At 65.0% G+C, this 14,987-nt stretch carries 16 protein-coding genes; 3 read left to right on the top strand and 13 right to left on the bottom strand.

Translation table 11 applies throughout. The features are described 5' to 3' along the window. Positions 1-250 precede the first annotated feature (250 nt). Positions 251-493 carry a hypothetical protein gene (locus ACJ8PL_RS10515; protein ID WP_016927098.1) on the top strand — a complete coding sequence of 81 codons (243 nt, stop codon included), beginning with the start codon at positions 251-253 and terminating at the stop codon, positions 491-493. 10 nt (positions 494-503) lie between these two features. Here the strand turns inward: ACJ8PL_RS10515 and ACJ8PL_RS10510 are convergent, their stop codons facing one another. Then, a complete protein-coding gene (locus ACJ8PL_RS10510) occupies positions 504-1,136 on the bottom strand; it encodes an alanyl-tRNA editing protein (RefSeq protein ID WP_306376866.1) in 633 nt (210 codons plus the stop codon). 85 nt (positions 1,137-1,221) lie between these two features. Between ACJ8PL_RS10510 and ACJ8PL_RS10505 the strand changes: the two genes are divergently transcribed. Further along, a complete protein-coding gene (locus ACJ8PL_RS10505; protein WP_305178185.1) occupies positions 1,222-2,157 on the top strand; it encodes a LysR family transcriptional regulator in 936 nt (311 codons plus the stop codon). Here ACJ8PL_RS10505 and alkB read toward each other — a convergent pair. Beyond that, a complete protein-coding gene (alkB, locus tag ACJ8PL_RS10500) occupies positions 2,140-2,787 on the bottom strand; it encodes a DNA oxidative demethylase AlkB (protein ID WP_016927095.1) in 648 nt (215 codons plus the stop codon). The two genes, ACJ8PL_RS10505 and alkB, sit on opposite strands and share 18 nt — an antisense overlap. Before the next feature lie 139 nt (positions 2,788-2,926). Between alkB and rarD the strand changes: the two genes are divergently transcribed. Continuing rightward, a complete protein-coding gene (gene rarD, locus ACJ8PL_RS10495; RefSeq protein WP_305178179.1) occupies positions 2,927-3,805 on the top strand; it encodes an EamA family transporter RarD in 879 nt (292 codons plus the stop codon). 1 nt (position 3,806) lies between these two features. On the opposite strand, the gene dhbA is transcribed toward rarD, so the two are convergent. The 11 genes from dhbA to citC all read right to left on the bottom strand — a co-directional run bounded on the left by dhbA (position 3,807) and on the right by citC (position 14,970). Continuing rightward, complete coding sequence (gene dhbA / locus ACJ8PL_RS10490; protein ID WP_025303452.1) at positions 3,807-4,565, bottom strand: 2,3-dihydro-2,3-dihydroxybenzoate dehydrogenase; 759 nt, start codon at positions 4,563-4,565, stop codon at positions 3,807-3,809. A gap of 102 nt (positions 4,566-4,667) precedes the next feature. Next, positions 4,668-5,858 carry an isochorismate synthase gene (locus ACJ8PL_RS10485; protein ID WP_442531154.1) on the bottom strand — a complete coding sequence of 397 codons (1,191 nt, stop codon included), beginning with the start codon at positions 5,856-5,858 and terminating at the stop codon, positions 4,668-4,670. 188 nt (positions 5,859-6,046) lie between these two features. Continuing rightward, positions 6,047-6,739 carry a 4'-phosphopantetheinyl transferase family protein gene (locus ACJ8PL_RS10480; protein ID WP_016927091.1) on the bottom strand — a complete coding sequence of 231 codons (693 nt, stop codon included), beginning with the start codon at positions 6,737-6,739 and terminating at the stop codon, positions 6,047-6,049. Between the two features lie 161 nt (positions 6,740-6,900). Further along, the gene (agp, locus tag ACJ8PL_RS10475) at positions 6,901-8,130 is read right to left on the bottom strand and encodes a bifunctional glucose-1-phosphatase/inositol phosphatase (protein WP_016927090.1); all 1,230 of its coding nucleotides are present in this window, start codon (positions 8,128-8,130) and stop codon (positions 6,901-6,903) included. 146 nt (positions 8,131-8,276) lie between these two features. After that, entirely contained in the window at positions 8,277-9,740 is a 1,464-nt protein-coding gene (locus ACJ8PL_RS10470; RefSeq protein WP_015378437.1) for an anion permease, read from the bottom strand. Between the two features lie 25 nt (positions 9,741-9,765). Then, the gene (gene citG, locus ACJ8PL_RS10465) at positions 9,766-10,650 is read right to left on the bottom strand and encodes a triphosphoribosyl-dephospho-CoA synthase CitG (protein WP_016927088.1); all 885 of its coding nucleotides are present in this window, start codon (positions 10,648-10,650) and stop codon (positions 9,766-9,768) included. Further along, positions 10,631-11,179, bottom strand: a complete 549-nt coding sequence (gene citX / locus ACJ8PL_RS10460) for a citrate lyase holo-[acyl-carrier protein] synthase (RefSeq protein WP_033639902.1) — start codon at positions 11,177-11,179, stop codon at positions 10,631-10,633. Before citX ends, citG begins: the two co-directional genes overlap by 20 nt. A 3-nt stretch (positions 11,180-11,182) precedes the next feature. Beyond that, complete coding sequence (gene citF, locus ACJ8PL_RS10455; protein ID WP_028130661.1) at positions 11,183-12,688, bottom strand: citrate lyase subunit alpha; 1,506 nt, start codon at positions 12,686-12,688, stop codon at positions 11,183-11,185. After that, a complete protein-coding gene (gene citE / locus ACJ8PL_RS10450; RefSeq protein WP_016927085.1) occupies positions 12,688-13,608 on the bottom strand; it encodes a citrate (pro-3S)-lyase subunit beta in 921 nt (306 codons plus the stop codon). The genes citF and citE overlap by 1 nt, the downstream gene beginning before the upstream one ends. Further along, positions 13,592-13,900 (bottom strand): citrate lyase acyl carrier protein, encoded by a 309-nt coding sequence (gene citD / locus ACJ8PL_RS10445; protein ID WP_046687418.1) that lies wholly within the window; start codon positions 13,898-13,900, stop codon positions 13,592-13,594. The genes citE and citD overlap by 17 nt, the downstream gene beginning before the upstream one ends. Continuing rightward, on the bottom strand, positions 13,900-14,970 hold the full coding sequence (gene citC, locus ACJ8PL_RS10440; protein WP_028127715.1) for a [citrate (pro-3S)-lyase] ligase: 1,071 nt from the start codon (positions 14,968-14,970) through the stop codon (positions 13,900-13,902). The genes citD and citC overlap by 1 nt, the downstream gene beginning before the upstream one ends. Positions 14,971-14,987: the final 17 nt, after the last annotated feature.

Here is a 14,987-nt window from a genome sequence, read left to right as displayed (position 1 = left end):
CCCAAAGCGCTTCTCCTGCCCAGAGCGCCTCTTCGATTAAGTATTTAGAATATTGGCTGCCCTGTCATGCCCTGGATGATGGCATCTGACTATTTCATCAATTTCAATGAAATCAAATAGAAAGGCGAATTAAACACGGGCGTTCACCGCACCGGCTCACGCGCTGGCGGGCGCCGAGCGCGAGCGCGGCGCTTGGCGGCGTCTTGGTTTTGTTATAACGTATCAAAAAACAAGTAAAGGGAAGACGACGATGAAAATCCAGCTGTCGCTGTTGTTTCTCAGCCTGCTGGCCGGCAAGGCCGCAGCGTTTCAGTCGAAAGTGCCCGAACCGCGCCCGGAGCAGGCGCGGGCGGCGGAACAAAACATCGAGAATCTGTTTTACGGCTTTCACGCCATGGACGCCCAGCCGGTGAGCATCGGCAGTTGCGCGGCGGTGCCGGTAGCGGGATGCCAATGCGCGTTCTGCACCCAGCTGCGGCAGGCCGGGCGCTGAGCCGCCCCCCTCATTCAACCAGCTCATATTGCACGTTCAACTGCCCTTTCTTCATCTTTAGGCCGGTAATCGCGATCGCGCCCACCTCGCCCAGCGCGGCGACATGGGTGCCGCCACAGCCGTAGGCGGGCAACTCGCCGAAACCGACCTGGCGCAAACCGTCCACCGCCTGCTGGCGGCGCGGCAGATCGGCGGCGATCAAGCGCGCCAGCTCCGCCTGCAAAAAATCCGCTTCTATCGTCTGCGCATCCGGCCCCGGCGCGAAAGTGATGCGCCCTTCACCCGGCCAATGATGCGCCTTGACCGGCCGCCAGCCCCGGGTTTCGCCCAACCAACCGATCAGATGCCCAGCGGAGTGCCAGCGGGCGTGCAGCCGGCGCTGCGCTTCATCGATTTGCATCGTAACCGGCCCGTTCGGCAGCGGCGCGGCGGTAAAGTGCACCACGGTATCCCCCTGCTGCTGCACCCGCAGCACGGTGACGCCGCCTAACGACCCCACATCGGACGGCTGGCCGCCGCCCTGCGGGTGGAACAGCGTGGCGTCCAGCTCCACGGCGTAAGCGCCCGCCTCGGCCGGCGCACAGCTCAACACCTGCGCCTGGCCCTGTAAATCGTCGCTGTAGTAATAACGTCGTTCGGTCATCATTTTTCTCCTCGGTTCGAAGAGCCATTATATTCATGTCATAATCGGAGCATAATCCGCCGCCATCACAATGGACCTTTGCGTCATGAGCACAAATCTTTCTTACGCGCTGTTGACCGAAATGGCCGTTTTCGTTCAGGTGGTAGAGAGCGGCAGTTTTTCCGCCGCCGCCCGCAAGCTGGGCGCTTCGCCTTCCGCCGTCAGCCGCAGCGTGGCGAAGCTCGAGCAGGCGCTGGCGCTGCAGCTGCTGCACCGCACCACCCGCAAACTGCGGCTGAGCGAAAGCGGCGAAGAGGCGTTTGCGCACTGCCGCACCCTGCTGGCGGCGGCCGACGCGGTCATGGCGATCGGCGGGCGCGGCGCCGCGGAGCCCGAAGGGCTGATCAGCGTCAGCGTACCCAAAGCGGTGGGCCGCTTCGTGCTGCATCCGCACATGCCGGAGTTCCTGCGCCGCTACCCGAAGGTGGACGTGAGGCTGCGGCTGGAAGATCGTTACATGGATTTGATCGACGATCGGGTCGATCTGGCGCTGCGCATTACCGATCGCCCGTCGCCCGGGTTGATCGGCCGCCAGTTGATGAGAATAGACCATCTGCTGTGCGCCACGCCGCACTACCTGGCGCAACACGGCACGCCGCTGCACCCGCACGATCTGGCGGCGCACAGCTGCATCTATCTGGGAGAAACGCCGAGCGACGCGCAATGGAAATTCCGCCGCAGCGGCAAAACGGTGACGGTCAGCGTGCGCGGCCGCTACGCCGCCAACCACACCGGCGTGCGGCTGGACGCGGTGAAACGGCATATCGGCATCGGCAGCCTGCCGTACTTTACCGCCCGCCAGGCGCTCGACGAGGGCGAGATCGTGCAGGTGTTGCCAGAATGGGATTTCCTCAGCAGCTATCACGGCGGCCTGTGGCTGCTCTATGCGCCCAACCAGTATCTGCCGCCCAAACTGCGGGTGTTTATCGACTATCTCGTCGCCTGCCTGGCGCAGGAGCCGCAGTTAAAGCGCCTTGCGTAGCGTGATGTTGATGCGGTGCGGCCCCACCAGCGAGTGATAGCCTTCCTTGACCGGCAGGATGCCGTGAAAACAGAGCCGCGATGGGCCGCCCCACACCACCACATCGCCGTGCGCCAGCGGAATGCGCCGCGCCCGGTCGCTGCGTTGCAGGCCGCCGAACTGAAACACCGCCGGCAGCCCGAGCGACACCGAGACGATCGGCGCGCCGAAGTCGTGTTCGTCTTTATCCTGATGCAGCGACAGCTTGCTGCCCGGATCGTAACGGTTCATCAGACAGGAATCCGGCACGAAGGGGCCGAAGCCCGCCTGCTGCGCAGCTTCGTCCGCCAGCGCCATCAGGATCGGCGGAATGGCCGGCCAGCGTTTGCCGCTGCGCGCGTCGCGTTCCGAATAGCGGTAGCCCCGGCTGTCGCTGGTCCAGCCGTTGCCGCACCAGCTCATCGCCACCGACATCACGTGCCCGCCGGGGGTGGTCAAATGCCGCCACGGCACCTGGGCCACCACGCCCTGCACCGCCGCCAGCAGTGCCGGCCCGTGATCGCGCACAAAGCCGTGCATCACCACCGCGCCGGGGGCGATCTCTTCGCGCCACGGCGGCGGCAGCGCGTCTTCAAAAAGATCGATTGTCATCGCCAAAGCCTGTATGAATACACAGTATCCATTGTAACCCGCCGCCGCCGATTGTCCAGCGCCCGGCGGCGCCATTGTCGTTGGCGGCAAATTTCTCTACAGTAGCCGCCATAAAATCAATCACTCACCAGGAATGCGTGTGATTAAGGGCATCACTCTTTCGGTCGTCGCCTCCATCTTGTTCGGCGCGATGTATTACTTCACCTCTACCCTCACCCCGCTGAACGGCGAACAGGTCTACGGCTGGCGCACGCTGCTGACGCTGCCGTTCCTGACGCTGTTCATGGCGCTGTCCGGCGATTGGCGCAAGGCGGGCGACACGCTGGTCGGGATCGGCCAACGGCCGCGGCGCCTGCTGGGTCTGCTGCTCACCTCGGCGCTGCTGGGGGTGCAGCTGTGGCTGTTCCTGTGGGCGCCGCTGCACGGCAAGGCGCTCGACGTATCGCTCGGTTATTTTCTGCTGCCGCTGACCATGGTGCTGGCGGGCCGTTTGATCTACCGCGATCGGCTGTCGCTGCTGCAAAAACTGGCGGTGGCGTGCGCCGTGGCGGGGGTGGGCAATGAGCTGTATCAGGCGGGCGGCGTATCGTGGCCGACGCTGGTGGTAGCGCTGGGGTATCCGCTCTACTTTATTTTGCGGCGGCGTTTCGGCACCGACAATCTCGGCGGGCTGTGGTGCGAGCTGGCGCTGATGCTGCCGGCGGCGGCCTGGTTCGCCTTCGGCGACGGCGGCGCGGCGGCGCTGCCGATCAATGCCGAGCTGTATTGGCGCATTCCGCTGCTCGGCGTCATCAGCGCCGTGGCATTGGTGTGTTACATCCTCGCCAGCCGCCTGCTGCCGTTCAGCCTGTTCGGCCTGCTGAGCTATGTGGAACCGGTGCTGCTGGTGATCGTCGCGCTGCTGCTCGGCGAAAGCATCGGCCAAAGCGAATGGCCGACCTATCTGGCGATCTGGCTGGCGGTGCTGCTGCTGGCGGCGGAAGGCGCGCGGCACCTGCTGCGCCGCCAGCGGGTCTGACTCAGGCGGCCAGCGTCGCGCCGCCGTCGATCACGATGTCCTGCATGGTGATGTGGCTGGCCAAGTCGGAGGCCAGGAACAACACCGCGTTGGCGATCTCGTCCGGGCGAGCGATTTTGCCCAGCGGGATCCCCAACTTGAACATCTCGGGGAAGCCGGCGATGGTGCGTTGCTGCGCATCATCGGTCTGCCACATGCCGCGCTGCATCGGCGTGTCGGTCGAGCCCGGCGACACCAGATTGCACCGCACGCCGAACGGCGCCATCTCCAGCCCCACGCAGTGGTTCAGGCTGGTCAACGCCGCCTTGGAGGCGCAGTAAGCCGCCATCTGCGCGCGCGGCACGTGCGCGGCGTTGGAGCCAATGCTGACGATCGCCCCGCTGCGCTGCGCCTTGAAGTGCGGCAGAACGGCGCGGAACAGGTAAAACGCCCCCGAGGCGTTGACGTTGATGCACTGGTGCCAGTCATCCACGCTCAGATCTTCGGTATTGCCCATGCGCAGAATGCCGGCGGCGTTGACCAACACGTCCAGTTGCGGGTTTTCCGCCAGCTGTTGGCGGCACACCGCCTCCACCTGCTCCGGCCGGCTGATGTCCAGCGTCACGCAAGGGTAAGGCAAATCCGGGTTGGCGAACTCGCGGTCAAACCCCACCACCTCGGCGCCCTGCGTCAAAAAATGCCGGGCGATCTGCTCGCCGATGCCGCGCGCCGCGCCGGTCACCCACACGCGTTTGCCGGTGAAATCCATCTGAATGCTCATGCGCGCACCGCCATCCGGGCGCACAGCCGGGTCATGTTGTTGTTCATCGTTGTCTCCTGCGAAAAGGATAGGATGCGGCGCGCGCTGCGCCGCAAAGTGGCCCTACAGCGCACCGCTGTTCAGGCCGAAAGCGTTGAGCATGGTGCCCAGTTTGGCGGCGGTTTCCAGCCACTCGGGCTGCGGCGTCGAGGCGGCGACAATCCCCGCGCCGGCGAACAGGCGCACCCGGTTGCCGCGCAGCAGGCCGCTGCGGATGACGATCGCCCACTCGCCGTCGCCGTTGGCGTCGCACCAGCCGACGATGCCGCTGAACAGGCCGCGATCGTGCGGCTCCAGATCGGCGATCAGCTGGCGGGCGCTCTCGGTCGGGAAACCGCACAGCGCCGGCGTCGGATGCAGCAGGCAGGCCAGCTGCATCACGTTGAGATTCGGGTTCAGCAGCTCGCCGCGAATGCGGGTGGACAAGTGCCACATGGTGCCGGTACTGAGCAGCGACGGGCCGCTGGGCACGCTCAGGCTGGCGCACAGCGGCGCCAGGTGCCGACGGATGTCGTCGATCACCAGCTTGTGTTCGTATTTGTCTTTGGTCGAGCGCATCAGGCGCTCGCTGCCGAGGCGATCCTGCTGCGGATCGTCCTGACGGCGCGCCGAGCCCGCCAGCGGGTTGGTGTGGATCTCGCCGCCCTGCTTGCGGATCAGCAGTTCCGGGCTGGCGCCGATCAACACGCCGCCATCGGCCAGCGGCAGGGAAAAGTGGTAACCGGTCGGGTTCTGCACCATCAGGTTATTGAGGATCTGGTGGCCCGCCACCGGCTGCTCCAGCTCGATGTCGAGGATGCGCGACAGCACCGCCTTGTCCAGCTTGCCTTGTTTAAAGCGGCTGACCGCTTCGGCCACCGCGTGCTTGAAGCGCGGCTCGTCCGGAATGCTGGTGCAGGCGGCCAGGCGATGCGGCTGTTGCAGCATCGGGCGCGCGGCGCGGGTAAAGCTATCGTTGGCGACAAACTCATAACTTTCAGGCACATATAGGCAGGAAGGCCGGCGCGTGTCGAACGGAATGGCGCCCACCACCACCGGCGTCTCCTGGCCGGCGGCGTTGGCTCGCGCCAGCGCCTGGCGAATATGCTGCGCCAGCGCGCTGCCTTCCTGCTCGCCGCCGAACGCCGGCGTCTCAATCCGTTCGGACACGCCGCTGGCGGAGAGGGAACGGAATTCGGACCGGTACAAAAAGGTCGATTGTTCGGCGTACGCAAACCCGGGGAAGGTTTGGTTTTCTGTCGTCAGTGTCGCCACAGACCACTCCTTTGTTGCGCCTCACCAATGATAATGTTTATGCGAATAATTATCATTAGCTGTAAAAGGAGGATAAATTACACCGATTCCCCACCGAGGGTCAATCTCCGATGAATGAATCTTTCCGCCCGCTGCGGCAAATCCACGTTACGGCGCAGCAAGAAATAACACACTGTTATTATTGTATTTTAGCAAAAAATAAAGGTCGTGACGTCGTCACCTTCACGCCAAAAATGCCCGCTGAACCGGCGGCCGGCGGGGCAATTTGGCGTCAAGGTCTTAAGCAACGCTAATACGAACGTCTGCCGCTGCGTATCCACGGCGACCATGCGCGCATCGAGAAAATCGAAGTAACAACGCACCTGCGGATAAAGCGCTTTGAACAGGCTCTCTTTGGCGGAAAACGTCAGCGTCAGCAGCTCGTTGAACGGCAGCGTTTCGCGCAGCAACGCCTCGCGCTCCCCCGCCGAAACGATCGCCCCCCACAGCTCCTCCGCTCGCACGTCGGAGAGCAGCGTCTCCACATCCAACCCAACGCCGCCCAGCCCGCTCTCGCGGTGTACGGCGCACAGCGCGGTATCCGAATTATGGCTCAGCGCCCCGGCGATGCCCGGCGGCCACTGCGGCGCGCGATCTTCGCCGCGCGCTAGGGTGAAGTCGGCGAAACCGAGCGGCGCCAGCAGCTGTCGCGCCAGCACACGCCCGGCCAGATACTCCGCACGGCGTTTCGGTACCGCGCGCGCCAGATGGTCCGGCAGCGCAAAGCCCGCCTCGGGAAAACTCTCGTCGCGATACTCCGCCAGCGCAAACTGGCAGCGCGCCACCTGGCCCGGATAGCCGTCCGGCGTGAAAAATTCGATATTGCGGATAAAAGTGGGCAACGGCGGTATCCATGATAAGCAGGCAGGCTGATGATGTTAGCCCCCGAAACCGCCTGCAACAATGACCCTGGGCAAAATAAATGACGTTAAGGCTCGTACGGCGGCACGTTAGCCGGGATGGGGAGAGGCCTCTCCCCCGCGGTCGGGAGAGAGGCTGGGCATTACAAGATGCCTTTCATGGTCTTTTCGAAATCGCTCCAGGCGCAGAAACCGTCTTTGTCGATCGGGCAGCCTTTCAGCGCCAGCGTCACGCGCTGCGGCGGGGTTTGCAGCGTCAGCGGCGTCGCCTTGCGCAGCTGTTCGGTGGACTGATAGACGTACTCAATCTTCAGCAATTCACGGCTGTTCTGCGCGTCGCGCCAGCGCTGGAACACCAGTTTGCCGCCTATCGGCGTTTTCTCGTACTGCTGCGGCAGCTGATACGGCTGGAACTGCATGGCCGACAGCAGCGAGGCGATATTGGAGTCGTGGCCGACCAGCACCGTCAGCTTCGGCGCGTCCGGTTTGCGCTCGCCGAGCAGCGCGTTGTTGATGTAGGTCAGCAGCGGTTTGGCGACGTTCTGCGCCACCACCGGCGAGGTGAACAGCGAATCCTGATAGCCGTCTTTCAACTGCGCCAGCTGCTTCCACTGCTGCGGGGTGACGATTTTGCCCCAGGCCACCTCTTTCATCGGGAAACCTTCGTAATACTGCAGCATAAAGGCGTCCACCAGTGAGTTGCCCACCCGCAGCGGGCCGGAGACGCCCGGCTCTTTGCCCGGCACTGCGCTCATCACGCTGGCTTCTTTGGTCAGGTCGCAGTGTTTGTCGGTCTTGCAGGCGGCGGAATCCTTGTAGTCGATGATCTTCGCCAGCTGTTGGTAAGAGGCGTCCAGCTTCAGCGAGCCCAGCGCGGCGTTCATCGCCGCCAGCGCCTGCTGGTTGAAGGCTTCGCTGGTATCGGTGATGATCGGGTTGAAGGTCGGATCCATCTCGCCCATCTTGTCCTGATGGTGCACGCTGACGTCGCAGCCGGGGAACGCGCCGTTGCTGAAGAACTGCGCGGTGGCCACCGTGCGCTGCAGGCTGTTGGCGTAGACGTACACGCTGCCGGCGGTCGGGCAGCCCTCTTGCGGCAACAGGCCGGTCTGCTTCAGCCAGGCGTTGAAATAGTGCCCCATATACACTTCCAGCACCCCGCCCTTGGTGGTCAACTGGCCGCCCGGCGTTTCCCAGGCCGGCCAGGCCTTCGGCGTGGACTGCGCCAGCACGCTGCCGTTGTTGGCCAGCGGCGCGCGCAGGTTATGGCGGCTCATCACCAGCACCTGTTCCAGTTGATAACCGCCGGCGTCCGCCAGCGCGTTCCCGGTGAATAACAAGGGCAGGCACAGCAATAACGTTTTTTTTCTCATCCGCAGAGGCTCCCGGAAAATGATTATTTTTAAGGTGTTAGCGTTTGCCTGCGTATGATGGCGGGGTTAGTGTGACAAGTGTGTGACAGGGTTCACGGGAAAAGATCGTACCAGCGGCCACCGGGCGGCGGCCGCTGTGCGTCAACTCAGTACCACAGGCTCATGATCGGCCAGCCGATCAGCAGCAGCGCGGCGATGTACACCACGCCGAGAATGCCGCCCAGGCGCCAGTAGTCTTTCGATTTCACATAGCCGCAGCCGTAGATGATCACCCCCGGCCCGGTGGCGTACGGCGTCAGCACGCCCATGATGCCGATCGACAGCACCAGCAGCATCGACAGCTGTTCCATCGGCACGCCCGGCAACCCCTTGCCGACCGCCAGGATCACCGGCAGCATGGTGGCGGTGTGCGCCGACAGGCTGGCGAACAGGTAGTGGGCGAAGTAGAACACCAGCACCAGCGCCACCACCGTCATGTTCGGCGAGAAGCCGTCCAGGTGGGTGCTCATGGTCTGGGCGAACCAGTCGATAAAGCCGGAGCGCGTCAGGCCGTTGGCCATCACCACCAGCGTCGCCAGGTTAACCAGCGTATTCCAGGCGCTGGAGTATTTGGTGATCTCTTTCCACGACACCACGTGCAGCGCCAGCATCAGCGACACCGCCAACAGGCACACCGCGGTGGCGTCCAGCACCTTGCCGCCGAATACCCACAGGCACAGGCTGAGCAGCACCAGGCCGATCAGGGTGTACTCCTTGCGCGTCAGCTTGCCCATTTCCCCCAGCGCGGTATCCGCCCAGGCGGCCACTTCGCTGCTGTGGGTCACGCCCGGTTTGTACAGGTAGTAGGAGATCAGCGGCGCGATGATCAGCAGCAGCAGGCCGACCGGCAGGAACGCCAGGAACCACTGCATCCAGCTGATGTGCACCCCGGCTATCTTGCCGACGAACTCGATGCCCAGCACGTTCGGCGCGGCGCCGGTGACGAACATCGAGGAGCTGATGCTGGTGCCGACCACCATCATCCACATCAGGTAGCCGCCGATGCGGCGCGAAGAGGGATCGTTAGGGAAGGAATCGAACAGCGGCGGCAGGTTTTTCACCACCGGGAACACCGTGCCGCCGGTGCGCGCGGTGTTGGACGGCGTGAATGGTGCCAGCAGAATATCGATGATCACCACCGCATAGCCCAGCGTCAGCGTGCGCTTGCCCATGAACTTCACCAGGAACAGCGCGATGCGCCGCCCCAGCCCGGTGGCCTCGTAGCCCAACGCGAAGATAAAGGCGCCGAACACCAGCCAGACGGTGGTGCTGGAGAAGCCCGCCAGCCCCCATTTCAGCGCCTCTTTACCGGCCTTGAAGCCCGGCTCCGCCAGTTCCTGCGCGCCGAACAGCACCCAGTTGGCGCTGAGCACGCTGACGGTCACCGCGATAAAGCTGATGGCGGTGGCCGGGATCGGCTCCAGAATCATGCCGACGATCATCGCCACGAAGATGGCGAAATAGTGCCACGCCTGCGGCGGCATGCCGTCGGGCACCGGTATCAATAACAGGATCGCGAGCACCGCCAGCGGCGCTATCGCTTTCCAGATCTTTTCCTGGGTTTGTGACATAGGGACTCTCCTGAAGGCTTGGTTATTATTCTTGGGCACCCAGCTGCGCCAGCAGCCAGGTCACTATCAACAAGTCGGCGCTGCCGCCGGGGCTGAGGTTGCGGGCAATGCAGTCGGCATCGAAGCGCCGCAGGCGCGCCAGGCCCGCTTCCCCCGCCGAGCCGCCCTGCGCCAGCAGCCAGGCCGCCCGGCACCGCAGCCAGCGCAGCCCGCGCAGGCCGCCGCGCGAGGCGACGTTGGTGTCATCGTTGTGGGCCATCAGCCACAGCAGGCTGTCCAGCAGCGCCCGCTGTTCGTCGCCGCCGGCGGCCAGCCGTTGCCGATACAGCGGCAGCGCGCCGTCAAGCACCAACCGAAAACCGGACTCCGCCTCGCCGCGCGCGCCGCTGAGGCCATACGCAGCGAACAAGCGCTGGCCGGCGGTCTGCCCGGCGTTGTTGCGCCGCAGCTCACGGTCCACCAGCCCCCGACACATCGCCGCTACCTCGCCGCACAGCGCCTCCGCGCCGATGTCACGGCTCTGCTGCTGCAGGCGGCCGAAGGCGGTGCACAGCAACCCGAGTGAGAACACGCTGCCCTTGTGGGTGTTAATGCCGCCGGTGGCGCGAAACATCTGGTTTTCGCAGGCCATGCCGAGCGGCCGCAGCCGCGCCAGCTGCTGCTCTGCCGGCAAAGCCGCGTCTTCCCGTCCGCGTTGGATAAAGCGCGGCAGCCACACGCCGATGGCGCGGGCGCTGCGGTAGAAGTGCCCGAGATCCATGTCGCGGTGGGCGCCGGTGTTATGACGATCCACCAGCCCCGGTTTGGGCGTGAGGTTGACCTCCACCAGCAGCGCGCGGAAAGCGGCGCGGGCGAAGTCGCAGGCCGGCTCGGTGCGACGGGCGGGTGGATTAATCGGCAGAGATCGCATCGTTGAACATCCTTTCCATTTCTTGCAGCAGCTGCTCGCTGCCATGCCGCCGCTGGCGGGCGCAGATCTTGGCCGGTTGGCCGCACAGCAGGCAGCGCCGTTCCGGCAGGCCGATGTCGCGGCGCGACAAAATGCGCCCCTGCGCATCCAGCACGTCGATATCCCACAGCCGGCCGATCGGGCGACTCACCTCTAGCTGCATGGCGCAATCTTTCACCCGCTGGGCGTCGGCGCGCAGCGCCACAAACCCTTCGCAGCCGGTGGAAAGCGCCAGCGCCTCGGCCTGCGGGCTGGGCCAGCCCTGCTCGGCGCACAGCCGCAGCAGCGCCGCCCACCCGAGGTTGAAGATGCCGCGCGTCAGCGCGCTGTCCTTCACCGGGCCGGGGACGACCAGCGTCAGCACCAGCAGCGTGCACTCGTGCTGCGCCAGCCACGCCTGCTGGCGCGCCTGGCGGCATTCGCGGCTGGTGAGCAGCTCCGGCAGGCTGACCGCGCGTTCGGCGGCCAGTTGGGGATCGACGGCGGCCATCGGTTACTCCGCCACCTGATGCACCACGTCGATCACCGAGCCGTCGCGGTAGCGCACCACCGCCACCACCTTGTCGGTAAAGGCGATCGGCTGCGGTTCGCCGGTCAGCTGCAGCGCGCGGGCGCGCAGCCAGTCGATGCTCACCACCTCGAGCCCGGCCTCCCGCAGGCGCTGCGCCAGCTCCGGCCGCGCCGGGTTGACGGCGATGCCGTGGTCGGTCACCAGAATGTCGATGCTGGAACCCGGCGTGACGCAGGTGGTCACCTGCTCCACCAGCGTCGGGATGCGCCCGCGCACCAGCGGCGCGACGATGATCGCCAGCCGCGCGGCGGCGGCGGTGTCGCAGTGGCCGCCGGACGCGCCGCGCAGCACGCCGTCGGAGCCGGTCAGCACGTTAACGTTGAAGCCGGTGTCGATTTCCAGCGCGCTCAGCACCACCACGTCGAGCCGATCGACCGACGCGCCCTTGGAGCTGAAGTTGGCGTACTGGTTGGCGCTGATTTCGATATGGCGCGGGTTGCGCGCCAGCGAGGTCGCCGCCGCCCGATCGAAGCTCTGCACGTCCAGCAGCTTGCCGATCAACCCTTTCTCGTGCAGATCCACCATGGTCGAGGTGATGCCGCCGAGGGCGAACGCGGCGCGAATGCCGCGGGCGCGCATCTTGTCCTCCAGGAAACGGGTCACCGCCAGCGAGGCGCCGCCGGTGCCGGTTTGCAGCGAAAACCCTTCGGTGAAGTAACCTGAACCGGCGATCACCTCGGCGGCGCGGCGGGCGATCAGCAGCTCGCGCGGGTTCGAGGTCATGCGCGTGGCGTCGGCGCCGATCTTGTCGGCGTCGCCCACCCGCTCCAGCTGCACGATCAGATCCACCCGATCCTGCGCCAGGCTGGCGGGATGATGCGGATACGGCACCAGCTGCTCGGTCAGCAGCACCACGGTGCCCGCCGCCTCGGCGTCCACCCGCGCATAGCCGAGCGAGCCGCAGCAGGCTTCACCGCTGTAGCCGTTGGCGTTGCCGAACTCATCGCAGGCCGGCACGCCGAGGAAGGCCACGTCTATCTTCAGCTCGCCGGATTCAATCAGGTTGACCCGGCCGCCGTGCGAGTGAATTTGCACCGGCTCCGCCAGCAGGCCGCGCGAAACGGCGTCCGCCAGCGGGCCGCGCAGCCCGGAGGTGTAAATGCGGCTCACCACGCCGTGGCGGATATGCTCAACCAACGGCGCATGGCAGTCGGTCAGCGAGCTGGAGGCCAGCGTCAGGTTGCGGAACCCCATCGCCGCCAGCGTCTCCATCACCTGATTGAGCGCCAGATCGCCGCCGCGAAACGCATGGTGGAAGGAGATGGTCATGCCGTCCTGCAGCCCGCTGCGGCGCACCGCTTCCTGCAAGGAGTCGCACAGCTTGAGATCGCGCGGTTTGCGCGCCTGCAGGTTGGCTTTGGACACGTCCTGATAGCCCGGCAGATCCGCCGGGTTGGCGAAGGTCATCAATCGTTGTTGGCGGTTCATCATGCTTCCTCCCCGTGCTGCGCCGGTTCTTCCCGTAAGCCGGACAGCGCGGCGCGCTCCAGCACCAGCCGGGCGCGTTCAATCACCGGGCTGTCGACCATTTTTCCGTTGAGCGACACCACGCCGCGCCCTTCCCGCTCCGCCGCCTCGGCGGCGTCCACCACCCGCTGCGCGTGCGCCACCTCTTTGGCGGTCGGCGCGTACAGGTTGTGCAGCAGCTCAATCTGGCGCGGGTTAATCAGCGATTTGCCGTCGAAGCCGAGCTGTTTGATCAGCGCCGCTTCCTGCAGGAAGCCGGCTTCGTTGTTGGCGTCGGAGTAGACGGTGTCGAACGCCTGAATGCCGGCGGCGCGCGCCGCCTGCAGCAGCGAGCAGCGGGCGAACAACAGCTCGATGCCCTCCGGCGAGCGTTCGGTGCGCAGGTTGCGCACATAGTCTTCCGCCCCCAGCGCGATGCCGATAAGACGCGGCGAAGCGTGCGCGATCGCCACCGCGTTGGTGATGCCCTGCGCCGATTCGATCGCCGCCAGCAGCCCGGTGCTGCCGACCGGCCGGCCGCAGGCCGCCTCGATGGCGGCAATCTCGCGCTCCATGTCGACAACGTCCTGCGCGCTGTCGGTCTTCGGCAGGCGCACGATGTCCGCGCCGCCGCGTACCACCGCCTGCAGGTCCGCCAGGCCGTAGGCGGAGTCGAGCGCATTGACGCGCACGATGGTTTCCACCTCCTGGTACAGCGGGTGCTGCAGCGCGTGGTACACCAGCCGGCGCGCCGCGTCTTTTTCACGCAGGATCACCGAGTCTTCCAGATCGAACATCAGCGCATCGGCCTGATAGATAAAGGCGTTGCTGACCATCGCCGCGTTGGCGCCGGGAACGAACAGCATGCTGCGGCGCAGCCGGGTTTTATTCAGCGTTTTCATCTTTCGCCTCCCACGGCAGTTGGCCGCTCTCGCAGGCGCGCATCAGCGCGGTTTCCAGCCGGGCGCGCAGCACGCAGTCCAGCGCCCCTTTGTCGTCGACGATCACCTGCACCGGCTCCACCTCATAACGCTGCAGCACCTCCAGCAGGGTGCGGCGGATCGCCGCGCCGAACTGTTTTTCCACGCTGCTGGCGATCAACAGATCGTGCTGCGGCCCCTCGGCGGGCGCGATGCGCACCATGACATCGCTGGATTCCAGCGTGCCGGCCATTGCTTCTCGGATAATTTTCATCATTCACCTGATTGTGCGGACTCAAAAGGATGCGGGGCCGCCTTGGCCCGGCGCTGCGTTTGCAGATCCTGCAGGTAGTACAGGGTGTCCGGCGGCACCAGCGGCGCGGCGGCGTGGAAGTCCCCCGCCGCCAGCAGCTTGCGCACCCAGGAGGCGGAGATCGCCGTGCCCTGATATTGCAAACGCTCGATTTCCACCAGCGCGATCGGCGGGCTGGGCAGCGCCGGCGTTTCCAGCCAGTAGCGCATGTCGCGGTTGTATTTCGCGGTCACCGCGCAGAACGGCTCGTTGCCGACGAAACGGTGGGTAATGCCCAGCGCGGGCGCCAGATACTGGCGGAAGATCTTCAGATCGATTTCGGTGTAACAGTCGTCGGCCACGCCCTGATCCTTGATGAAGTAACAGGGGAAGGTGGCGCGCGAGATCACGTACTGCGAGCCTTCGTGTACCGTGAGGTTGGGGATATCGGCAGTGCCGGCCAGCACCAGCCGGCGGCGGTCTTCATAGCTGAAGCGCGAGGTGTTTTCCTTCACCAGAAACAGGTGCAGCCAGTCGCAGCGTTTGGCCGCCTGACGCACCAAATACTGATGCCCGCGTGTGAAGGGGTTGGCGTTCATCACGATGCTGCCGATGGTCTCGCCCGGCCGGCGCTGGCTCGCCAGCTGGGCGGCGTAGCGCTTCAGGCGGCACGGGCTGTTTTCCATCAGCACCACGATGCCCGGCACGGTGGCGATCGGGTAGAAACCGCACTGGCGGAACAGCGGCTCGTTCTGCACCTTGGTGTAGATAAACAGCTGGGTGTGGTGGCGCTCGTAGGCCAGGTTCACCAGCTCGGTCGCCAGCGCCAGCGCCAACCCTTCGCCGCGCATCAGCGGACTGATGGCGACGCATTTGATAATATTGTCGGCGATGCCGCCGCAGGCGACCAATTTGTCGTGCTGGGTAACAGTAATAAATATTTCAACCGTGGTGTCGATATTCAGATCGTTACTGCGCAAGAAGGCACTTATTTCCGAAATCGCTTTATGATCCGATCGCTTTACCCGATTAAATACGGCATCGCCTAACATAACACGCTCTCTGGGTT

The organism is Serratia sp. CY83965 (genome assembly GCF_052166375.1).
In the GTDB taxonomy this organism is placed as follows: domain Bacteria; phylum Pseudomonadota; class Gammaproteobacteria; order Enterobacterales; family Enterobacteriaceae; genus Serratia; species Serratia marcescens.
Note: the sequence above shows the minus strand (reverse complement) of the source record. Positions and strands in the feature narration are given on the sequence as shown.